22 protein-coding genes are annotated in these 22,974 nt (G+C 40.7%); all 22 read right to left on the reverse strand.

The window, feature by feature from the left end; genetic code table 11:
- Positions 1-7: 7 nt before the first annotated feature.
- The 22 genes from mreB to BI350_RS15640 all read right to left on the reverse strand — a co-directional run bounded on the left by mreB (position 8) and on the right by BI350_RS15640 (position 22,973).
- Positions 8-988: a rod shape-determining protein gene (gene mreB / locus BI350_RS15535; protein ID WP_075528982.1), complete on the reverse strand. Its 981-nt coding sequence runs from the start codon at positions 986-988 to the stop codon at positions 8-10.
- Positions 989-1,479: 491 nt separating this feature from the next.
- Positions 1,480-1,761: a sporulation transcriptional regulator SpoIIID gene (locus BI350_RS15540; protein ID WP_075528983.1), complete on the reverse strand. Its 282-nt coding sequence runs from the start codon at positions 1,759-1,761 to the stop codon at positions 1,480-1,482.
- 185 nt (positions 1,762-1,946) lie between these two features.
- Positions 1,947-2,606, reverse strand: coding sequence for a M23 family metallopeptidase (locus BI350_RS15545; RefSeq protein WP_075528984.1), 660 nt, complete (start codon positions 2,604-2,606; stop codon positions 1,947-1,949).
- A 30-nt stretch (positions 2,607-2,636) separates the two neighbouring features.
- Entirely contained in the window at positions 2,637-3,593 is a 957-nt protein-coding gene (gene spoIID, locus BI350_RS15550; RefSeq protein ID WP_075528985.1) for a stage II sporulation protein D, read from the reverse strand.
- A gap of 636 nt (positions 3,594-4,229) precedes the next feature.
- Positions 4,230-5,531 carry a UDP-N-acetylglucosamine 1-carboxyvinyltransferase gene (gene murA / locus BI350_RS15555; RefSeq protein WP_075528986.1) on the reverse strand — a complete coding sequence of 434 codons (1,302 nt, stop codon included), beginning with the start codon at positions 5,529-5,531 and terminating at the stop codon, positions 4,230-4,232.
- A 409-nt stretch (positions 5,532-5,940) separates the two neighbouring features.
- Positions 5,941-6,177 carry a DUF1146 family protein gene (locus BI350_RS15560; protein ID WP_075528987.1) on the reverse strand — a complete coding sequence of 79 codons (237 nt, stop codon included), beginning with the start codon at positions 6,175-6,177 and terminating at the stop codon, positions 5,941-5,943.
- 213 nt (positions 6,178-6,390) lie between these two features.
- Positions 6,391-6,795, reverse strand: a complete 405-nt coding sequence (locus tag BI350_RS15565) for a F0F1 ATP synthase subunit epsilon (protein ID WP_075528988.1) — start codon at positions 6,793-6,795, stop codon at positions 6,391-6,393.
- 123 nt (positions 6,796-6,918) lie between these two features.
- Positions 6,919-8,334 (reverse strand): F0F1 ATP synthase subunit beta, encoded by a 1,416-nt coding sequence (gene atpD / locus BI350_RS15570; protein WP_075528989.1) that lies wholly within the window; start codon positions 8,332-8,334, stop codon positions 6,919-6,921.
- An 82-nt stretch (positions 8,335-8,416) separates the two neighbouring features.
- Positions 8,417-9,274: an ATP synthase F1 subunit gamma gene (atpG, locus tag BI350_RS15575; RefSeq protein WP_075528990.1), complete on the reverse strand. Its 858-nt coding sequence runs from the start codon at positions 9,272-9,274 to the stop codon at positions 8,417-8,419.
- A 136-nt stretch (positions 9,275-9,410) separates the two neighbouring features.
- A complete protein-coding gene (gene atpA, locus BI350_RS15580) occupies positions 9,411-10,919 on the reverse strand; it encodes a F0F1 ATP synthase subunit alpha (protein ID WP_075528991.1) in 1,509 nt (502 codons plus the stop codon).
- A gap of 27 nt (positions 10,920-10,946) precedes the next feature.
- Positions 10,947-11,486, reverse strand: a complete 540-nt coding sequence (locus tag BI350_RS15585; RefSeq protein WP_075528992.1) for a F0F1 ATP synthase subunit delta — start codon at positions 11,484-11,486, stop codon at positions 10,947-10,949.
- Positions 11,483-12,037: a F0F1 ATP synthase subunit B gene (gene atpF, locus BI350_RS15590; RefSeq protein ID WP_082295122.1), complete on the reverse strand. Its 555-nt coding sequence runs from the start codon at positions 12,035-12,037 to the stop codon at positions 11,483-11,485. Before atpF ends, BI350_RS15585 begins: the two co-directional genes overlap by 4 nt.
- A gap of 307 nt (positions 12,038-12,344) precedes the next feature.
- Positions 12,345-12,557, reverse strand: coding sequence for a F0F1 ATP synthase subunit C (gene atpE, locus BI350_RS15595; protein ID WP_075528993.1), 213 nt, complete (start codon positions 12,555-12,557; stop codon positions 12,345-12,347).
- A 64-nt stretch (positions 12,558-12,621) separates the two neighbouring features.
- Positions 12,622-13,329, reverse strand: coding sequence for a F0F1 ATP synthase subunit A (gene atpB / locus BI350_RS15600; RefSeq protein ID WP_075528994.1), 708 nt, complete (start codon positions 13,327-13,329; stop codon positions 12,622-12,624).
- 120 nt (positions 13,330-13,449) lie between these two features.
- Positions 13,450-13,821 carry an ATP synthase subunit I gene (locus tag BI350_RS15605; protein WP_075528995.1) on the reverse strand — a complete coding sequence of 124 codons (372 nt, stop codon included), beginning with the start codon at positions 13,819-13,821 and terminating at the stop codon, positions 13,450-13,452.
- 542 nt (positions 13,822-14,363) lie between these two features.
- Positions 14,364-15,467 carry a non-hydrolyzing UDP-N-acetylglucosamine 2-epimerase gene (gene wecB, locus BI350_RS15610; protein WP_211117215.1) on the reverse strand — a complete coding sequence of 368 codons (1,104 nt, stop codon included), beginning with the start codon at positions 15,465-15,467 and terminating at the stop codon, positions 14,364-14,366.
- Positions 15,468-15,502: 35 nt separating this feature from the next.
- Positions 15,503-16,132, reverse strand: a complete 630-nt coding sequence (gene upp, locus BI350_RS15615; RefSeq protein WP_075528997.1) for a uracil phosphoribosyltransferase — start codon at positions 16,130-16,132, stop codon at positions 15,503-15,505.
- Between the two features lie 320 nt (positions 16,133-16,452).
- Positions 16,453-18,582, reverse strand: coding sequence for a putative bifunctional diguanylate cyclase/phosphodiesterase (locus BI350_RS15620; RefSeq protein ID WP_075528998.1), 2,130 nt, complete (start codon positions 18,580-18,582; stop codon positions 16,453-16,455).
- 229 nt (positions 18,583-18,811) lie between these two features.
- The gene (glyA, locus tag BI350_RS15625; RefSeq protein ID WP_075528999.1) at positions 18,812-20,083 is read right to left on the reverse strand and encodes a serine hydroxymethyltransferase; all 1,272 of its coding nucleotides are present in this window, start codon (positions 20,081-20,083) and stop codon (positions 18,812-18,814) included.
- A gap of 146 nt (positions 20,084-20,229) precedes the next feature.
- Complete coding sequence (locus BI350_RS15630; protein ID WP_075529000.1) at positions 20,230-20,781, reverse strand: TIGR01440 family protein; 552 nt, start codon at positions 20,779-20,781, stop codon at positions 20,230-20,232.
- 20 nt (positions 20,782-20,801) lie between these two features.
- Positions 20,802-21,239: a ribose 5-phosphate isomerase B gene (rpiB, locus tag BI350_RS15635; protein ID WP_075529001.1), complete on the reverse strand. Its 438-nt coding sequence runs from the start codon at positions 21,237-21,239 to the stop codon at positions 20,802-20,804.
- A gap of 444 nt (positions 21,240-21,683) precedes the next feature.
- Positions 21,684-22,973, reverse strand: a complete 1,290-nt coding sequence (locus tag BI350_RS15640; RefSeq protein WP_075529002.1) for a methyl-accepting chemotaxis protein — start codon at positions 22,971-22,973, stop codon at positions 21,684-21,686.
- Between the last annotated feature and the right edge of the window lies 1 nt (position 22,974).

Here is a 22,974-nt window from a genome sequence, read left to right on the forward strand (position 1 = left end):
TTAATCTTCACTTTTTAATATTTTCCAAAAGTAAGCTCGTTCCAATTGCAACACAATCAAGCGGATTTTCTGCAATAAATACAGGTACTTTTAATTCCTCTGCGAGCAACTGATCAATTCCATGCATTAAAGCGCCCCCGCCAGTTAAAAAGATGCCTCGATCAATAATATCAGCTGAAAGTTCAGGTGGTGTTTTTTCAAGCACATTTTTTGCCGCTTGTACAATCATATAAGCAGACTCTTGTAAGGCTTCTTCAATTTCCGTTGACTTCACTGTGATTGTTCGTGGCAGGCCAGAAACCATGTCGCGTCCTCGTATATCCAATTGTTCATGACGTGAACCAGGGAAAACAGTACTCACTTCTACTTTAATTCTCTCGGCAGTACGTTCACCGATGAGCAGTTTATGCGTTCGTTTAATATATTGAATAATTTCATGGTCGAATGTATTCCCAGCGACATTAATCGATTGCGAGGTCACAATATCTCCCATGGATAATACAGCGACATCCGTTGTTCCGCCGCCAATATCAATCACCATATTGCCGCTCGGTTGAAAAATATCCATGCCCGCGCCAATTGCAGCTACTTTTGGTTCTTCTTCTAAATAAATCTTCTTACCGCCTGCTTTTTCCGCCGCTTCACGAATCGCTTTTTGTTCAACACTTGTGATATTCGTCGGGCAACAGACGAGTATGCGAGGTTTAGAGAAAAATCCTTTTACATCTATTTTAGCGATAAAATGGCTTAACATTGCTTCGGTTACATGAAAATCTGCAATGACTCCGTCTTTCATCGGCCGGATTGCAACGATATTTCCTGGCGTTCTCCCTACCATTTTCCAAGCTTCTTCACCGACAGCAAGTACTTTATTTGTTTGTTTTTCAATTGCAACGACTGACGGTTCGTTAAGCACGATCCCTTTTCCTTTTACGTGCATTAAAACGTTTGCCGTACCAAGGTCTATTCCGATATCTTTTGCAAACATGATTCCTGTTTCCCCTTCCACCTAATCAATGGCTTATTCTAAATAAATGCGTAGATGCGACAGGCGAAGTGACGATTAAAGTTCTTATCCGCACTGTGTTTATCTAGGTCTAAAAACACAAACATCAGGCGCGCCTCTATCTATATTAAATACAAGCACGGGCATTAGTAGCGCCCATTTCTAACTGTATCCTCTCAACATTTGGATTAAATCAGTTCGAATTTTCATTATTCTTCCACAAAAAATAAACACTCTTAATATTTAATTTTACCATAGTTACCATTAAAAGAATATCCGAAAGAACTATTTTCCAGCTATTATTTTGACTTTGATAGACCAATTCCGTTACTTTTTTAGCAGACGGATAATCTTAATGACTTATCAAAACGATTCCGCTAACTCATTCAGCATTTCATCTTAAAGAACTAAATTGATTCCCTTCCTACTATTTAGCGTAAAAAAAGCGACCCGCAATATGCGATGTCGCTTTTTTACTTACTTGCCTCTTCTTCTTCGTTCTTCTTCATTTCATTGATCCATTTAATCCTAGTTGCTTCGCCACCTCGTAAATGTCGAACTGATTTATGGTAGGCGAGAATTTTTGCAACTTCTTCTGACAGTGATGCATCTACATTCGGCAAACGTTCTGTCAGGTCTTTGTGTACTGTGCTTTTTGAATAGCCTGTCGCCTTCGCCAATGCTCGTACCGTAACCTCAGTTTCAAGCAGCAGTTCTCCGAGGCGCACGCATCGCCTCCGTATTTGCTCGTGCACGCCCTCTTCCTTTCCTGTCAGCTTTAAAGTCTTCTTCTACTGTATGCAACAGGAAAGGTCGGTATGCGCGTAATCGATATCATTCTTCTACTTTGGCGATGCGTTTTAGCAGTTTGGAATTAACAATGCAATGAACCTTTTATGAACAAGAGTCAGTAAGCACTAAGAATTCTTCAAGAAAAGCTCTAGAAACCTAGGTAAGATCCCGGATTGACAGGTTCATCATTTACAAGGACTTGGAAGTGTAGATGGGTCCCAGCATTCGGGTTCCATTCATTTGCAGAAGCATTTCCTAATGGCTCCCCTTGTGTTACTTCTTCACCTTTTTTCACGAGAACACCAGATAGAGAGCCGTAAACCGTTTTCATACCATCAGCATGAGTAATGATTACTTCATCGCCTTGGAAGACATCTGTAACGACTTCTTCAACGACTCCCGTTGCTGCGGCAACTACTTCAAAAGGTTGGTCGTCTATCGAAATGGAGACCCCTGTGTTTGTTTCGTATGTTTGATTGAATACAAGTAATGAGTTCTCCTGTACGGATTCTTCCGCTTCCAAATCATAATAGTTCTGCAAGATTGCGACGTTGTCTAGCAACTCTTCTGAAAATGGATACTTTAGTACTTCTTTTGACGCGTTTGTTTCTACCACCAATTCACCGTTATCATTACCACCCATTGCTCCGTCTGTTAATTCTGGACTATCCTTTTTTACTAGTGCGCTATAGCCCCAAATCATCCCTACGAAAACAATTGCGATTCCCGAATACACGGCTGGCCAAAGCCAATTTTTCTTCTGTGTTTGTTTGTCCTTTTGAGAAGGAGATTTTTTTTCTTCTCTCATAGTCATCACCTCACTTGCATTCTTTGCAAGTTAAGGTATTTTTAAACATTCAGGATCATTTATTAATATTTTTTTTATTTCGGTGTCTAAATAATAGTGCGCAATAATTTCATCTGCCTTTAAACCTTGCTGGGCAAATGCCTCAGCCCCGTATTGACTCATCCCGACACCATGCCCATAGCCGACCGTATCAATGAGCACAAGATTATTGGTAACGTCAAAAGCAATATCGAAGTCCGTTGAACGTAAGCCAAGAAGCTCTCGAATTTCTCTTCCTTCTTTTTCAAAGCCATCCGAGACCATCTTTTGAACGCGCCCCGATGAATTTCGAATTAATTGAAGGGATTCAAACATCGATGCATCCCAATTCATTCCGAGTCTTTCATTCCATTTGGCTAGAGAGAGTTGAGTTTCTTCTTTATACGCAGGCGTTAATTCTTCTTCCCCATCACTAGCAACACTTTGTAAATAGGGGATGTCTGTCCCACTGAAATTTTTAGCTGTTTCCGTTTTTCCATTTGATGTCGAAAAAAACATCGCAGAAATAATCTCATCTTCGTAGACGATGACTTCGCCTGCTGTCGCACGAACGGCTGCGTCAATTTTCTTTTCGTTTTTCTTAAATTCTTTTCCCCAATTTTTCTTTCGCTCTGCTTCTGTATAAAAAACTTGAGCAGAAACGTCTTTAGCGATTGGTTTTACTCCTTTCTCCGTTGTTCTAAGGGCATATGTACGTGCTGCAAGCGCCTGGGCTTTCAATGCTTCTTCATGGAAGGATATTGGCATTTCAGCAGCAACGACCCCTTTTACGTATTCTTCTAGCGTGAAAGGCTCGTCCACCCCTTGAACGGTAATTTCAAACGGACAGTACCCCTCCTCCTTTTCTTTATGGTCAACTTGGGGCTTTGGGGATTCTTTAATGATTAGTAACGGAAAGAAAAATAATAATAGAACAAATATTGAAAGTGCAATCCATAATTTTCTCATAGTCGAGTATATGAAAATGTAGAAACTTTATTCATTTATTATTGGTCAATTTCACATTTATCATAATTATATACTTGAATGTTTTTGTATAATGGTATCTTCGTTGATTGGAGTGGAGGGCGGCGACTCCGGTGGGATTAGCCAAAGCCGTAACATAGAACGGCTTTTGCGAGTAAAAGCGAAGCGTTATGAGCAGGAATATCTAAGAGGATGCCTTAATTTCTGCCAAAACCATGCAGAAATACGGCAAAGCTCATTCTTCGTTGTTCGCTTGGCTTACCGCCGGCCCCACGGAAAGCGTCCGCCCAGAACGGAAATCAACATTTTTAGGAGATTGATTATTTTAGTTAACGTTAATTGTGAAAATTAATGTATAAAAACAAAATTATTGTACAGACTTATAAAGTAGTTTTTTCAGAAGTAAAGTTTTCCTATCATTTAAAAAAGCTATCGTACAAGACGATAGCTTTGTAATGCATAGACTATGGAATAAGCCGACCTTATTCTTTAGTATTTGCGATATTTTATTTGGTAGGATATGACACAAAAAAGTATACGAAATAAATTGTTTCAATTATGATGTTGAATCATTTTATACACAGTGCTCGTTACAAAAGAAGAAGGGAATCATTCATATTAGTTGGAAAGTGTGAACTTTTTTCCTTCTTTTACTTCTGAAGAAACACGTTCAATTTCTGCGCCAAGTGCTTCTAATTTTTGATGGAAATTAACGTAACCGCGATCTAAGTGCGATAATTCTGTTACACGCGTTACACCTTCTGCAGCTAATCCAGCAAGAATTAACGCGGCAGCAGCACGAAGATCCGTTGCAGCTACTTCAGCACCTTGTAATTTTGATGGACCTTCTAATACAACAGAACGACCTTCAATTTTCACATTGCCGTTCATGCGGCGGAATTCTTCCACGTGCATAAAACGGTTTTCGAAAACTGTTTCAGTAATCACACCTGTGCCAGTTGCCGTTAACATGAGCGCCATCATTTGTGATTGCATATCTGTTGGGAAACCTGGATGCGGCATCGTTTTTAAGTCGACAGATTTAAGTGGGTATTCCGCGTAAACACGAACACCTTCATCAACTTCAACAATATTAACGCCCATTTCACCCATTTTTGAAATGAGTGCAGCGTTATGCTCAGGAACTGCGTTTTCAATGATGATGTCTCCGCCTGTAATTGCAGCTGCCACCATGAAAGTTCCTGTTTCGATACGGTCAGGTATAATGTGGTGTGTCGTACCATATAGTTTAGATACACCTTCTATACGAATTGAGTCTGTTCCAGCACCGACGACTTTTCCGCCCATTTCGTTAATAAAGTTTGCTAAGTTTACAATTTCAGGCTCTTTTGCTGCGTTTTCAATAATTGTTGTGCCTTTCGCAAGCGCCGCTGCTGTCATAATGTTTTCCGTTGCACCAACACTTGGGAAATCTAAATAAATTTTCGCACCTTTTAGACCATTTTCAGCTTTTGCTTCTACAAAACCGTGCCCGAATGTAATTTCGGCGCCCATTGCTTCGAACCCTTTTAAATGTTGGTCAATCGGACGAGAACCAATTGCACATCCACCCGGTAAAGCAACTCGTGCAAAACCGTTACGTGCAAGTAGTGGTCCCATTACAAGAATTGACGCTCTCATTTTACGTACATATTCAAATTGTGCCTCGCTAAACAGCGTGTCTTCTGAATCGATTGTCACTTCATTATTGTCTGCATCTGCTTCTACTTTAGCATTTAAACTTTTCAATACTGCGCTAATTGTGTTTACATCTGAAAGGTTTGGTACGTCGCGAATTACGTTCTTTCCTTCAGAAGCTAGTAAAGCGGCTGCCAATACCGGCAACACAGCGTTTTTTGCCCCTTCAACGCGGACATTACCCGAAAGCTTACGCCCGCCCTTAATAATAATTTTATCCATTTCATAGTCCCTCCGACTCTAAGTTGTAACTCCATAATGTATATTTAAATGTGCATTTAAGTTGATTTTCTTTTTTCCAAATCTCTCTTATTGTACAGCTTTTTTACACACTTCACAAGAATTTTTAGACCTATGTTCGACTTACGAAAGATGTACTATATGGTATGTATTCTTTTAGCAATTCGTGTCAATATTCGTCATTCTTGCACGGTTTGTACTGTTTATTCCCTATAGGATTAACAGTAAACTTTATTTGGCCGGTTACCTGTCATCGCCACGTGTATAGTTCCTACATAATTGCCCATTATACATGTGGCGATAACAAGTAATGCCCACAGACTGTACTTATTCATATCAATATATTTCATTTGAAGAAAAAGCGTTCAAAAAAATGAACAATCTCTTTCATTTATTGAAAAAGCGTTGGCAACCTTCCTGACCAATAGGATATCTCAAGAAAGAAATTTGATACGCTCCAACCCATCATAATACTTAAAAAAATAAATAATATTTGTGCTTGAAATACTCGGTGCTTACGTATAATTTTTTCTGGCATAATTGCTTGTAATGCATAAAAAGAAACGCCAATAAAAAAAATGTGTGAAAAAATCGCTAACAACGGTTGAAACCCAAACATACTGCTCATTCATTTACCACCTTCAACCTTTTTTAAACAAAGAAGTGCTCGTTTTTCAAAAACATATCATCACTTCATAGGACATGAATTTTTTCTCTTCAAAAAAACGGACAGAAGATGATATGCTCCCCTGTCCGTAAGAATGAATTGTATCATCATGCAATCGCATGACCCCGACACTTTAACTTTAATTAGCTAAGGAAATGCGCCCTGCTAAATGAGTTAAAAATTACCTTCGCCTACTCTAATCCTGTTGATCGCACGTTGCAATTCTAGTTCAGCGAGACGCAATTCTTTAGCGTCTTTCTCTGATTGCAATTTTGCCTTCGCTCGGCTCTCTGCTATTTTAGCACGCGCTAAATCAATCGTATCAGCAGTCTCTGCAGCCGCCGCAAGAACAGTGACAACTTCTGGACGAACTTCGATGAAACCGCCGTGAACTGCGACAACTTCAGTTGAGTTACCTTTATTCACACGAAGCCCACCGATTTTAAGCGGTGCAACCATCGCGATATGATCGGGAAGAATACCGAGTTCTCCAGCTTCAGTCGTTGCGATAACCATATCCGCTTCAGTTTCAAGAACAGGGCCGTCGGGAGTGACGATATTGACTTGTAATGTCTTCATATAATTTTCCCCTCCTGGTCCCTTCTAATCAAATAGGCTTCGGCAGTTTGAAATGCTTTGTCGCTTTCCACACCGCCCGAAGCTTTTATTTGATTCGGCAGGGATTGAGTCCTGCTGGCTAAGTTAGGCTTCTACACCCATACCTTTTGCTTTCTCGATAACTTCTTCGATGCGTCCAACTAGACGGAATGCATCTTCTGGAAGATGGTCGTATTTACCTTCGAGAATTTCTTTAAATCCTTTTACTGTTTCAGCTACTGGAACGTATGAACCTTTTTGTCCAGTGAACTGTTCAGCAACGTGGAAGTTTTGGGATAAGAAGAACTGGATACGACGTGCGCGTCCAACGACAAGCTTATCTTCATCGCTTAGCTCATCCATACCTAGGATTGCGATAATATCTTGAAGTTCTGCGTAACGTTGTAGTGTACCTTGTACTTCACGTGCAACATTGTAATGTTCTTCTCCAACGATTTCGGCACTTAGTGCACGTGATGAAGAAGCGAGCGGGTCAACTGCTGGGTAAATCCCCATTTCAGAAAGTTTACGCTCTAGGTTTGTTGTTGCATCTAAGTGAGCGAATGTTGTTGCTGGCGCTGGGTCAGTGTAGTCATCCGCTGGTACGTAGATTGCTTGAATTGATGTTACAGAACCTTTATTTGTTGATGTAATACGCTCTTGTAACTGTCCCATTTCAGTTGCAAGTGTCGGCTGGTAACCAACCGCTGAAGGCATACGGCCAAGTAGTGCCGAAACTTCAGAACCTGCTTGTGTATAACGGTAAATGTTGTCAATGAATAGAAGTACGTCTTGACCTTGTTCGTCACGGAAGTATTCTGCCATTGTCAAACCTGATAATGCTACACGCATACGTGCACCTGGTGGTTCGTTCATTTGACCGAAGACCATTGCCGTTTTCTCAATAACGCCTGAATCTGTCATTTCGTAGAAAAGGTCGTTACCTTCACGTGTACGCTCTCCAACACCAGCGAATACCGAAATACCACCGTGTTCTTGAGCAATGTTGTTAATTAATTCTTGGATTAGAACTGTTTTACCTACACCGGCACCACCGAAGAGACCGATTTTACCACCTTTAATATAAGGAGCTAGTAAGTCTACAACTTTAATACCTGTTTCTAAAATTTCAACTTCTGTTGAAAGATCTTCAAATTGTGGTGCTGAACGGTGAATTGGGTCACGACGTTCTGATGCCGGAATTTCATCGGCTAGGTCAATCGTGTCACCAAGTACGTTAAATACGCGTCCTAATGTAATGTCGCCAACTGGAACAGAAATCGCAGCACCTTTGTCTGTTACTTCAGAACCACGTTGTAATCCATCTGTTGAAGACATTGCAATTGTACGAACTGCATCGTCACCTAAGTGAATTGCAACTTCAAGTGTCAACAGTTCAGGTTCTGCACCTGGACGTTCAATTTCAACAGTCAGTGCGTTGTAAATTTCAGGCAACTGGCCGTTTTCGAACTTAACGTCTACAACCGGACCCATTACTTGAAGAACATGTCCTTTGTTCATGTTTTTTCCTCCTGTCTTACTATATCCCGTTTAAATCCTTCGTTAAAAGAACTTTTTTATTCATAATGGGGGGCGTCTCGTATTATTCGAGTGCCGCTACCCCACCGATAATTTCAGTAATTTCTTGTGTAATTGCAGCTTGACGTGCACGGTTAAATTGAAGCGTTAAATCATCAATTAACTCGCCTGCGTTGTCAGTTGCATTTTTCATTGCTGTCATACTTGAAGCATGTTCACTTGCTTTACTATCGAGTAATGCACCAAAGATAAGACTTTCCGCGTATTGCGGTAACAATACTTCTAGAATCGCTTCGCCTGATGGCTCGAATTCATAAGAAGTGAGCGCCGTATCTTCTGTTGCAATATCCGTTAGCGGCAGTACTTTTTCCTCTGTTACGATGTGGGAAATCGCACTCTCATAATGCGTGTAGTACATATAAAGTTCATCATACGTACCATCTGTGAACATACCAACAGCCTTACTAGCGATATCTTTAATTTCCGCAAAGGACGGGTGATCGGAAATACCGATAACACTGTCAATTACGTTATAGCCACGCTTCGAGAAGAATTCATAACCTTTGCGTCCAATAGCAAAAATGACTACATCATCTAATGATGCATGACGTTCTGCAATGACGTTCGCTACTTTTCGAATCATATTACTGTTATAGCCTCCACAAAGACCACGGTCAGCCGTAATGACGATATAGGCAGTCTTATTAACAGGACGGCTCACTAACATTGGGTGTTCTGTATCTGTTCCAGCAGCGATAGAAGCTGCTACTTCTTGTACTTTTTCCATATACGGAACGAAAGCTTTCGCATTCAGTTCTGCACGGTTCAGTTTAGAAGCGGAAACCATTTGCATCGCACGTGTAATTTGACTCGTTTTCTTCGTCGAATTTATGCGCGTTTCAATTTCGCGTAATGATCCCATTGGTTATTCACCACCTTTTTTGTTTTAGAATAAACAATATGTTTCGAACTGATTAACTTGATTCAGAAGGGAGACTGAACTCCCTCCAATCGCCACTACTAAAAATGAGTATTACTTAGAGTTGGAACCTGTAAGATTACTCAGATTTCGCGAATGTCTTTTTGAAATCGTTAATCGCCGCTGCCATCTCTTCATCAGAAGGAAGGTCTTTTGTCGTACGAATCGTTTCTAAAACATTTGTGTGGTTTGATTCTAACCAAGTTGCAATTTCTGATTCAAAACGTAGAATGTCTGCAACAGGAACATCATCTAAGAATCCACGAGTTAATGCATAAAGTGCAGTAACTTGAATTTCAACTGGTACTGGTTTATTTAGGTCTTGCTTTAGAATTTCAACTGTACGCACACCACGGTCTAGTTTTGCTTGCGTTGCCGCATCAAGGTCAGAACCGAACTGTGCAAATGCCTCAAGTTCACGGAATGCAGCTAGGTCAAGACGTAGCGTCCCCGCAACTTTCTTCATCGCTTTAATTTGAGCTGATCCTCCAACACGAGAAACTGAAAGTCCCGGGTTAATCGCAGGACGAACGCCTGAGAAGAAGAGGTCAGATTGTAAGAAAATTTGTCCATCCGTAATCGAGATTACGTTTGTTGGAATATAAGCAGAAATATCTCCCGCTTGTGTTTCAACGAATGGAAGTGCAGTAATAGAACCGCCGCCAAGTGAGTCGTTTAGCTTAGCTGCACGCTCGAGTAGACGGGAGTGCAAGTAGAAAACGTCACCTGGGTATGCTTCACGGCCCGGCGGACGGCGAAGTAATAGTGAAAGTTCACGGTATGCTGCTGCTTGTTTAGATAGGTCATCATAAACGATTAGAACATGCTTACCATCGAACATAAAGTCTTCAGCCATTGTAATACCTGCATATGGTGCTAGGTAAAGTAATGGTGCTGGCTCAGAAGCAGATGCTGTAACAACGATTGTGTAGTCTAGCGCTCCGTTTCTGCGAAGTGTTTCAACAACACCACGAACCGTTGACTCTTTTTGACCGATTGCAACGTAAATACAAATCATATCTTCGTTTGCTTGGTTCAAAATCGCGTCAATCGCAACTGTTGTTTTACCAGTTTGACGGTCACCGATAATTAACTCACGCTGTCCACGTCCGATTGGAACAAGTGCGTCAATCGCTTTGATACCTGTTTGAAGTGGTTCGTGAACTGATTTACGTGCCATAACCCCTTGTGCTGGGCTTTCAATAGGACGTGATTTTGTTGTTTCAATTGGACCAAGTCCGTCCACTGGTTGTCCTAGTGGATTCACAACACGACCAATTAGTTGTTCACCAACTGGTACTTCCATAATACGGCCTGTACGACGTACTTCATCGCCTTCTTTAATGTCTGTGTATGGGCCAAGGATAACGATACCTACGTTGTTTCCTTCTAGGTTTTGAGCCATTCCCATAACACCGTTAGAGAACTCTAATAGCTCTCCAGCCATGACATTGTCCAGACCATGAGCACGAGCGATACCGTCACCAACTGTGATAACTGTACCAACGTCGCTAACTTCCATCTCAGATTGATAATTTTCAATCTGTTGTTTTATAAGAACGCTGATTTCTTCAGCTTTGATGCTCATGAATAGGTCACCTCTCAAATTTCAAATTTAAGATCCAATTAGATCTCTTTGTAAACGGTTTAGTTTGCCGCTTAAACTACTATCATAAATTCTGTTGCCAATTTGGAGGCGAATGCCACCGATTAGGCTTGGATCAATGATGTTTTCAATACGCAATGACTGTTTGCCGATTTTCGCAGCAAATGTCGATGAAATTGCCGCGGTTTCTTTAACAGTTAATGCACGCGTTGAATATACTTTTGCATCAGCTACTCCTGCTGCATCGTTCGCAATCATTACGAACTCATCAACAAAATTAAGAATTTCTTCCATTCTGTTCTTTTCAAGCAAAATAAAAAGCAAATTTTGCACGAATTGATTTGCACCATTGAATAGCTCTGCAAGTAATTCTTTCTTCTTCGCGATTGATAATCTAGGATTTTGAAGCAACTCTTCAAGTTCCTGATTTGTTTGGAACACTTGCTTTATTTCAAGCAATTCTTGCTGAATAATGTCGATTTGACCATTTTCTTGTGCTGTTTTAAACAATGCGAGTGCGTAACGATTTGCTACGATAGATTTACTCATTGCCCATCGCCCGCTTTCGCAATCGTCTCCTCGATCAATGCGCGGTTATCTTCCTCGGAAACTTCTTTCCCAAGTACTTTAGACGCTGCAAGAACGGAAAGTGATACGAATTCTTCTCGAACTGCTTGTACAGCTTTTTCTCTTTCAGAAGCAATTTCAAGTGTTGCTTCTTCTTTAAGACGAGATACTTCGTTACGTGCTGCTTTAACGATTTCCTCGCGTTGGCTCTCGCCTTGTTCACGAGCATTTTCAACAATCGCTTGCGCATCTGTACGTGCGTCTTTTAATAATTTACGTTGCTCTTCAAGAAGTTCTGCTGATTCAACACGACTTTTTTCAGCCTGTTCAATTTCATTTGCAATCATTTCTGCACGTTGATCCATAATGCCCATAAGCGGACCCCATGCATATTTCTTTAATAGCACCAAGAGAATCGTGAATAACGCGACTGTTACAATGATATCCCCAAGGTTTAATCTACCGTTAAGTTTTTCCAAAAAACCTGCATCAGCTGCATTTGCGGCTAAGAGGTGGAAGGTATCCAAAAACACGATTGTTTCACTCCCTTCAAGAGCTTATTACTCTTTAACATATGGATTATATAATGTTTGAAACTTGATTTTACTGTCCAACTTTAGCTTTTCTTAATGGCTAGCTTCAGGCGCTAGATGCTCGAGTCATAAGTCAAATCAACTCCGTGGCAAAAAAACCACTGCGTTGATTCGCCTTATGCTTGTCGCATCTGACCAGCGCCTTCAGCTTTTCTTGCCATAAAGCAATGGCGAAGGAATACTGTTTCATTTCTTCGCCATTTTGAAAAGAGGATTATGAAGATAAATCCCCTATCTTTTCATTTAATTATCGGTTCATTACGATGAACGCAACAACAGCTGCGAAAATCGGAACAACCTCAACTAATGCTACCCCAATGAACATGTTTGTTTGTAAGAATCCACGTGCTTCTGGTTGACGTGCGATCCCTTCTTGTGTTTTTGCTACAACTTGAGCTGCACCTAGACCTGCTCCTAGTGCCCCAAGACCAATTGCGATTGCTGCTGCTATTAGACCCATAATAATACTTCCTCCTAAATTTTCTTGTTTTTTTGTTTCCCTTGTTTCGGGTTATATATGTTGACTAGTCCATTCTAACTTTGTTAGTCATATAGACCATCGTTAACATAACGAAAATAAATGACTGGATTCCACCTACGAATATAGAGAAGCCCATCCAGGCAATTCCTGGTACGATTGCTCCAATAAATCCAAAAATGCTTGAAGCACCTAATCCAGCGATTAGCGCGATAAGCACTTCACCAGCGTAAATGTTTCCATAAAGACGTAAACCAAGTGTTAATGTACTTGCAAATTCTGCAATGATGTTTAGTAGGAATAAGAAAGGTAACGGTTTAAGAAAGTCTTTACCGTATCCACTTATACCTTTCATCTTAATGCCATAATAATGGGTTAAGATAATAACCATTGCTGCGAGTGTCATCGTAATCATTGGATCGGCTGTCGGTGATTTCCACCATAGTTCGTTGTCAACGATAACTGCTAGTGGCAATCCGAGTACGTTTGAGACAAATAGGAAAAGAATGAGTGTGATTCCAAGTATATGGAATCTTCCACCTGTTTTCCAATCCATGTTACTCTTGATGATCCCTTTAACGAAATCCATGATCCATTCGAAGAAGTTTTGCATTCCCGTTGGCTTAACCTGCAGATTACGTGTTGCCAGAATTCCAATTAGGAATACAATGATACAAGTTATGAGAAGCATCATGATGTTCGATAGATTGAATGTCATCCCCATAAACTCTCGCATTGGATGTCCATGGTCCATGATTCATTCACCTCCCTCATTCATTCGGAATTCGACTTTTCAATATATAGTAAGATTTCATTTCAATCATTTTAATGTAATGCATTATTTGAAAGCTTTTATCCTTACTTTGAAAAATCTTTACTGCTGTCTTACGTGGTAAATGATCCGCTCAACTACTAGAAGAGCATACGGAATGGCAAAGCCAATTACCGTACCGATCAGGTCGAACTGCTCCGGCATCGCAGTTGCAATTGCCGCTGCCGCAATACCAGATGCGAAACGCAACGCACTTCCAATTGAAATCCGTCTTTTCCCCTCCACGAACGCACGTTCAAATTGCTTTGATTTGCGAACGAGTATCCAGAAATTATACAAGCCAAACAATGTCCCTAAAATAAGTCCAGCAAAAACTGTATTCCATTCAGTAAACCCCCAACCGAGGACGAATAAAGCAAGAATAAAATAGGTTGCTCTACGCTGTCTACTATGAATTTCCTGCAAATTTTGCATAATCATGGATTCTCCTGCTTCTCATTTCTGGATTTGGGTAAAGCATTAACTTCAAGGATGTACGGGGTGGTTCCCGCTTCGCTGTCCAGCCTTATAACCAGCGAAGACTCCGAAAAAGGTGGAACCTGTTTAAGTTGCGAATGGACGGCCGTTTTTGATATGTATAATAGGCTTAAAAAACCCTATCCACATCAAGCGTTCGGTGAAATAATAAGTCTTCTATGCAACGAATTTCTTTTGAAGTTTCATATGCATGGAACACTATCATTGTTACCCTTTGTAATCATACAGTAGGCGAAAAATGATGTCAATTGATTCCCGGCTTTTTTTTCTTATTCGTCGGTTTTTGTCAAACATCCGACAAAAATCAAATTGAATGTCTCATAGCGTATCCATTTAATTACTCTTTTATACAATTTAATACAATTCGGCACTTCTTATTAAACCGAACGTTATTTTTTGTTTGAATAATCAGTGAACCAATCAAACAACGATGTGTTCGATTGGTTCACTTTTTTTCCTATTACATTCACAAGTTGTTTTTAAGGTCGTGTAGACGATAGATACTCTTTTAAGGCTTTTACAATTCGTTCGGATGCATGTCCATCGCCGTATGGATTTGAAGCTTGGGCCATTTTATTGTAAGCATCCTCGTTCATAAGTAGTTCGTCCGTTAAAGAGAAGATAACCTCTTCGTCTGTTCCCGCTAGTTTTAGCGTTCCCGCCTCGATTCCTTCTGGGCGTTCTGTCGTATCGCGCAGAACAATGACTGGTTTACCTAGAGATGGCGCTTCTTCTTGGATGCCGCCTGAGTCTGTCAAGATAATATGAGATGCTGCCGCAAAGTTATGAAAATCGACCACTTCCAATGGTTCAATGAGATGAACGCGGTGATTATCACCTAATATTTCATTCGCAAGTTCGCGCACAACCGGATTCATATGTACTGGATACACCACTTGAATATCATCATGTTTCTCAAGCAATCTGTTAATCGCATTAAACATATTACGCATTGGTTCGCCAAGGTTTTCACGGCGATGTGCTGTTAATAAAATTAACTTGTCACTACCCAATTCTTCTAAAACTGGGTGGGAATATTCTTCGCGGACCGTTGTATGAAGTGCGTCAATAGCTGTGTTACCTGTAATATAAATCGTGTCTTTGTCTTTTCCTTCATTCAATAAGTTCTGTGCTGATTTATCAGTCGGTGAAAAATGAAGGTCTGCAATGACACCTGTTAATTGGCGATTCATCTCTTCAGGATATGGTGAGTATTTATCCCAAGTACGTAGGCCGGCCTCGACGTGACCAACTGCAACTTTATTATAAAATGCAGCCAGGCTTCCGATAAACGTTGTAGCTGTGTCGCCGTGCACAAGCACAATATCAGGCTGTGCGTCTTTCATAATCTTATCGAGTCCTTCAAGCCCTCTCGTTGCAACGTCGATTAAAGTTTGCCTGTCTTTCATAATATTTAAATCGTAGTCTGGCTTGATGTCGAATGTTGCGAGCACTTGGTCAAGCATTTCACGATGCTGGGCAGTAACCGTTACAATCGATTCAATGTCGTCACTATGCTTGTTTAACTCAAGTACGAGTGGTGCCATTTTAATCGCTTCTGGTCGAGTGCCAAATATCGTCATTACTTTCCACTTTTTTGACAATGCTATCTCTCCTCTTATTTAGTTCCAAACAGTCTATCGCCTGCGTCACCAAGGCCTGGAACGATATAGCCATTTTCATCAAGCTTTTCATCAAGTGCAGCAATATAAATATCCACGTCCGGATGAGCATCTGTCATTGCTTTTACCCCTTCTGGTGCCGCAATTAAACACATAAAACGGATACTCTTCGCACCGCGTTTTTTCAAAGAATTCACAGCTTCAATTGCTGAGCCGCCCGTTGCAAGCATAGGGTCAACTAGGATTAAATCACGCTCTGAAACGTCTTTCGGCAATTTCACATAGTATTCGACAGGCTCAAACGTCTCTGGATCACGATACAGCCCGACGTGACCGACTTTCGCCGCTGGAATTAAGTTTAGAATTCCTTCTACCATGCCGAGTCCAGCACGTAAAATCGGAATAATCCCTAGTTTTTTCCCCGCAAGAACATCGGACGTTCCTTTACCGATTGGTGTCTCAATTTCTTTTTCAGTTAACGGCAAGTCGCGTGTAATCTCATAAGCCATTAATGTTGCAACTTCATCAACCAGTTCACGAAACTCTTTCGTTCCTGTATTTATATCACGTATGTAAGTCAATTTGTGTTGAATTAATGGGTGGTCTAGCACTTGAATTTTTGGCATATTCATTCACTCCTTTTAAAATATCCAGTTTAGTATAGCAGAATGAAATTATTCTAGCACTAAAGATTATAAACTGTTTTAAATAAATTACTTAAACTGGTTTCATTTAGCACAATATCAACCCGCTCTTCATTGCGTTCTCACAAGGTTTTCCACGCATACGATTCCTACTGGAAAAGCCGTGACGAAGTACGGGGTTCACATCCAAATAACGAGGTGTTTGAGAACACGTTCCCCAATTACTATTATGGCGATATAAGTTAGACTTTATGAATCTGATTTACAAATAAATTGAAACGATAAAATGGATTGCCAAAGGTTTATTCAAGCAATAAATCAACTTCATCGAGAGGCATTGGTTTATGGAAATAATAACCTTGTCCAATTTTACAACCTAATGCTAACAAAGCGTCTACTTGATACGCCTCTTCAATTCCTTCCGCAACCGTTGCCAACTTTAAATTCGATGCCAGCTGAATAATTGTCGTGACAACTGCGTGCGTATCTTGATCGGAAATTGCATTTATGAAGCTTCGATCAATTTTAAGCTCACTTACTTGAAGTTGCGGCAAATAGCTGAGTGAAGAATAACCTACGCCGAAATCATCAATCGACACTTCAAAACCTGCATCATGTAATTCTCTAAAAACATGCTTTGCATTTGTAAAGTCAACAAGTCCAATACTTTCCGTCATTTCAAGCCTCAAATAACGCGGCGCAATCTCGTACTCTGCCGAGAGCCGCTGGAGCATTCGGACAAATGACGTATGAAAGAAGTGATCTACCGAAACGTTTACGGCTACTTGATACATTTTCTTTCCTGAGCGCTGACGATTAGAAAGCCAGTTGAACACTTGTTTGAAAATAACCTTTTCCAAATCGATTATCTTGCCAACTCTTTCTGCAAGCGGAATAAAATCATTTGGCGGTACATGACCAAGTTCCTTTGAATACCAACGTGCCAATGCTTCAAATCCGATAATTTCTCCCGTCGTTAACTGTACTTTTGGTTGTAAGTGAATGTTAATTTCATTCGTTGCGATTGCTTTAAACAATTCATTCACAATGGTCATTTCCTTTACAGCTTCTTCATTTCTCAAATCTTTATAAAATGAAATCGCCAAGCCGTTTTTGCCATTTGCATTCGTTAATGCTGCGTCTGCTCGGCGTAGCATTTCGTCTGCATCAAAATCTTCTGTTGACAGCGCGAAACCGGCTTTTAAAGTAATAAACATTTCTCTTCCAGCCACTTTAAATGGTTCAGCCGTAATACTTCGGAGTCGATACGCAAAGTCATCTACTTCTTTACTGTCCTTCAAATCATTGATAAAAGCTAGGGAGTCACTAGATACTCTTCCAACAATACTATCTTTTCCTCTTCCTAGTTTTTTAATACGTTTTGCAAGTTGCACAAACAAATTATCCGCTTCGTCACGTCCATAAAGGTCAATAATCGTGATGTATTCTGCAGGTTGGATTGCTGCTACGAAATAATTGATATTTTCATCGTTTTTTTTATTTAAAATATGTATCATGCTATGCCTATTGGGTAAGTCAGTCGTAGAGTCAGAATAAGCCAGCCATTCAAGTTGGCGTTTTTGTTCGAAAAATGTTTTTGTCATTTGAATCGTTGGCAATAACTTCTTAAAATACTCGACAAGTTCTTCTGTTAATAAATGCTTTTCTTTTACGAATACGGTAAACAACTCAGTCACTTTTCCGTCCAAACTAAAAATTGGCAATGCCCAAACTTCCACGTAATCATGTTCATGACTCGGTGGAAGTTCATTGATAAATACAGTGTTGTATTGTGAGAATGTCGGATCAAAGTCAACCTTATTTTCGATTCCTTTAATGAGCGAATCCGGTAGAGCAGTTGACTTCAGAACTGTCCATTCATTTTCCTCTTTTTCACATAAATACGCACCCCCACCGCCGTGCGGTATAAAAGCACTAATCGCTTCCCACACAACTTGCAAAAGGTCTCCCAAGCTTTTCCCTTCATTAACACCTATAAACATACGTTCATGTAACTTAAGGATCGATTCATTTTTCTTCCGCGTTGACACGTCGATAACAAATGATGTATTAAAAAGAACCTTTCCCTCTTCATTGAGGAGGGGTTGGATGACAAGTTCACTCCAAAACGGAGTCCCATCTTTTTTATACTGTTGTAATTCCTCAATTACCGGATGGCCGTTTTGAAGTTGACGATCAATCTTTTGAATTAACGACAAATCTGTGCCTTCGCCATGTAGGAAACGTAAATTTCTGCCTTGCACCTCTTCAAATGTGTAGCCGGTAATATTGGTAAATGCTTTATTTACAAATACGATTGCATCGTCATCAGCCGGATCAGTTACGATAAACCCCATTTCAAAACGGCTTGCAAAACGAATAAGCCAATCTCGTAATCTTACTTTCTCCTCATCCTCCGATAAATAGTTCATGGTTCTCATTCCCCCTTTACTACGAAACAATTATTAAGTACTAGTATAAACAAAAAACAAGCCACTTTCACTAATAAATGGAAAGTGGCTTACTTTTAGGGTTTTGTTATAGCTAGCTTCAGGCGCCAACCTCTCAGGTCATAGGCAGCTCAACTATGTCGCAAAAACATCAAGTCGTTGGATTGCTTATGCCTGCCCGGGCTGAGCGGCGCCTGAAATTTTTGTTTTATTATTGATAAAGTGGGAACTTGTCTGTAATTGCTTTTACGCGTTCAAGTGCTTCTTTTTTAACATTTTCATCTTCAACGTTTTTCAGAAGGTATGCCATAATTGAAGCAATTTCTTTCATTTCTTCTTCTTTAAATCCTCTTGACGTAACTGCTGGTGTTCCGATTCGAATACCAGATGTTACGAATGGACTTTCCGTATCGAATGGAATTGTATTTTTATTTACTGTGATGCCGACTTCATCCAAAACTTCTTCCGCGACTTTTCCAGTAATGCCTAGGGATTTAAGGTTTAATAGTAGAAGGTGGTTGTCTGTTCCGCCTGAAACGATGTCAATCCCTTCTGCTACAAGTGCCTCTCCTAGTACTTTCGCATTCTTCTTCACTTGCTGGATATATGCTTTGAACTCAGGTTTTTGCGCTTCGCCAAAAGCAACAGCTTTCGCTGCGATGACATGCATCAATGGACCACCTTGAATACCAGGGAAAATTGATTTATCAATTTTACGACCGAACTCTTCTGTTGTTAAAATCATTCCGCCTCGTGGACCACGTAATGTTTTATGTGTCGTTGACGTTACGAAATGTGCATGTGGAACCGGGTTTGGATGCTCTCCAACTGCGACAAGGCCTGCAATGTGTGCCATGTCAACGAATAAATAAGCGCCGACTTCATCTGCAATTTCACGGAATTTCGCAAAGTCGATTTCACGTGGGTATGCACTTGCACCTGCAACAATCATTTTCGGCTTATGCTCAAGTGCTTTTTGACGAACATCTTCATAATCGATTTGCTCGTTTTCTTGACTCACACCGTATTCAATGAAGTTGTATAGTTCTCCGGAGAAGTTGACTGGGCTACCGTGCGTTAAGTGACCACCATGTGATAAGTTCATCCCAAGCACTGTGTCACCTGGCTTAAGTACAGTGAAGTAAACAGCCATATTCGCTTGCGCACCCGAGTGTGGTTGAACGTTCGCGTATTCTGCACCGAAAATCTCTTTCAGACGGTCGCGTGCAATATTTTCAACAACGTCAACATGCTCACATCCGCCGTAATAACGTCTGCCTGGATATCCTTCTGCATATTTATTCGTCAATACTGAACCTTGCGCTTCCATTACCGCTTCTGTTACAAAGTTTTCTGAAGCAATCAGTTCAATATGGGATTGTTGTCGATCTTTCTCTGCCATAATTGCATCATATACAGCTTTATCTCCCGTTTTTACTTGATTTAGTTCTGCAGAAAGTTCTTGAATTTTTACATGGTCCATTAGTTATTCCCCTTTATCAACATTATTTTTTAGTCTAGCTTCAACACCTAGACGCTCGGGATATAAGTCAATTCGGCTATGCGGCAAAGTACGCCACGTCGCCGATTCGTCTTATACCTGTCGCATCTAACCAGGTGTTTCAGCTTTTAATTTATTTCGTAAACTGCGCGGACGCCACCGATAAGCTTCGGTCGGGTCGTCGCAATTGTCACGACAGCTTCTCCAATTTTTTCAATAGAAGTTCGTACCGGTACTGCAACTTTTTTCAAATGCATGCCAATAAGTGTTTGACCAATATCAATGCCTGCTTGCGCTTGAATTTCTTCAACCACAACAGGATCAGTCATTTGCCCATAAGCGTACGCTGACATAGAACCACCCGCATTGACAGTCGGTATAACCGTAACCAGTTCTAACTGGTGGTGCTTTGCAGCAATTCGTTCAATCGTGAGCGCTCTATTAATATGCTCACAACCTTGAAATGCAAGGTATAGTCCGTGCTTGTCCGCAAAGTTTTTTAACGGTTCATACAACATTTCACCAATTTCAAATGCGCCTGATGTACCAATTCTTTTTCCTGCAACTTCGGAAGTTGAACAGCCGACGACGAAAAATCCTCCGCGTTCAAATTTTGTTTGCTCAGCGATTTCGGACAACAGCTCCTCTAGCTGGAGCTTCCATAAATTTTGAGCTTCCACTATTTCTCCCTCCAACCGTTTCAGTTTTCTAGTTTTTGTAATTTCTCAAGACGACGCGCGTGGCGCCCACCTTCAAAGTCTGTATCTAGCCATGTAGCGACAATTTCTCGCGCAAGTCCCGCACCAATTACACGTTCACCCATCGCAAGTACATTCGTGTCATTATGCTCTCTCGTCGCTTTTGCACTAAAGACGTCATGCACAAGTGCGCAGCGAACGCCTTTCACTTTATTTGCGGCGATAGACATACCGATGCCAGTTCCACAAATTAAAATGCCACGCTCAAATTGTCCAGTCGCTACACCATCACTAACAGGTGATGCATAGTCCGGATAGTCTACCGATTCATCAGTTTTAGGCCCAAAATCTTCATATTCTACGCCACGTTCTTCCAGTAACTGAATAATTTCTTGACGCAGCTTATTGCCGCCATGATCCGAAGATATTGCAATTTTCATTGAGCTACCTTCCTTCTAATTTATTCATAATTGAGTCAATTTCACAATAAAGAAATTAGTCTCGAAATCCGAACGAAGTCATTTTCCGCTTTATGAAGACGGTTTCTATGATGTTTTGACACTAGGTTTAATCGTAAGAGCTATTCTTCGTGTTGATTTCCGCTCCAATCATCGAATCGGAACAGTCAACTAACGAACAATAGAATCATCTTAATCATAAACGTTCGGCTTTCAATATGCAATTATAAAATTGATTAAATTCATTTTACCACTTATATCGTTAAAAAAACAGCCTCAAAGAACAGGACTAAGGTTCGCTTAGTGTATGCTATTCGCGTGCTTGAATTCACTAATGATTCGATTTAACTTCATAAAATAATGATAATAAAGAAAGTTGATTTCCTGTAGTTAGGTTAATTTTGAAATCAACTACAGGAAATCAACTTAAGTCCGTTCAAATTGATTAATCACTTCATATAACTCTCTTGATTGCTCTCTTAATTGGGCCGCCATTTCATCGGCTTGTTCAATGGAATGAACTTGTTCTTCTGTGGTGGCTCGTACTTCTTGTGCGCCAGCTGATGTTTCTTCCGCAATCGCTGCCACTTCCTGCGATTGACGTGCGGTCGTTTCAATGTTCTTCAGCTGATGCTCTACGAATTCGGTAATTTCTACAACCGATTCCGCCATACTATGCACTTTATCTGTCATTGCTTCTACGTTGGCGCCCGTTTCAGTCGCACGATCCGCTTCTTGCGCCGCTGTTTTTACTTGTTCCTCAATTTCCACAACAACCTTTGAGACGTCCGTTTGAATCGTAGATACGAGTTGAGCAATTCCTTGCACGGCTCTAGCACTTTCATCCGCAAGAATACGTACCTCTTCTGCAACAACCGCAAATCCAGCACCATGTTCACCAGCTCTTGCCGCCTCAATTGAAGCATTTAGCGCGAGTAAATTCGTCTGTTTCGCAATGTTCCCAACGAGTTGGACAATCTCTCCAATCTCGTTTGCATTATGATCAAGTTGACGGATTGTTCCAAGTAACGATTCGCTCTTCCCAGACATGGCACGAATCCCTGTTACGAGCTCACTAAAAACGTCGATGGTTGTGTTAAGTTCTGCTAACATTTCTTTCGATCGGTCTGAAGAGTGTCCTGCCCTATTATTCACTTCTACAGCAAGTAAACGAATATCTTCCATCGCTTCCGCTGTTTCTTGAATCGCCACAGCTGATTCTTCCGCTCCTGCAGAGATTTCCATAATGGTTGAAGCGACAACATCGGCTTGAGCTGTGGCTGCACCCGTTCCTGCAGATAAGTTCTCTATCGTTACTGCTGTCTTTTCAAAGTTGGTTTCAATTTGTTCAACTATTTTCCGTAAACTGTACACCATTTGTTGGAATGCTTCTGCAACTGAGCGAATTTCATCAGACGAACGTGGCAATTGAATATCTACGCCAATATTTCCTTCAGCTACTTCAATCGCAGCCTCTTCCAGTTGCTGTAAAGGTTTTGTTAAAATCGTGCTAAATAAGCCAGCTAAAACCCCTGACCAAAAGATTCCTAATCCGAATGTAATGATTGAAAACCAAAAAGGCGCTAAATTCGGGAAGAATTTCGGTTGAATCACATTAATAAATAATCCGCTTGTCGTATAAGTGACCGCAGCGAGAATGGTTACAAATATAATTAACTTCTTTCGCAACCCATTTTTCCGCTTAATTTTTCGCACA

Origin of the sequence: Sporosarcina ureilytica, from assembly GCF_001753205.1 — a bacterium.
Classification (GTDB): Bacteria; Bacillota; Bacilli; order Bacillales_A; family Planococcaceae; genus Sporosarcina; species Sporosarcina ureilytica.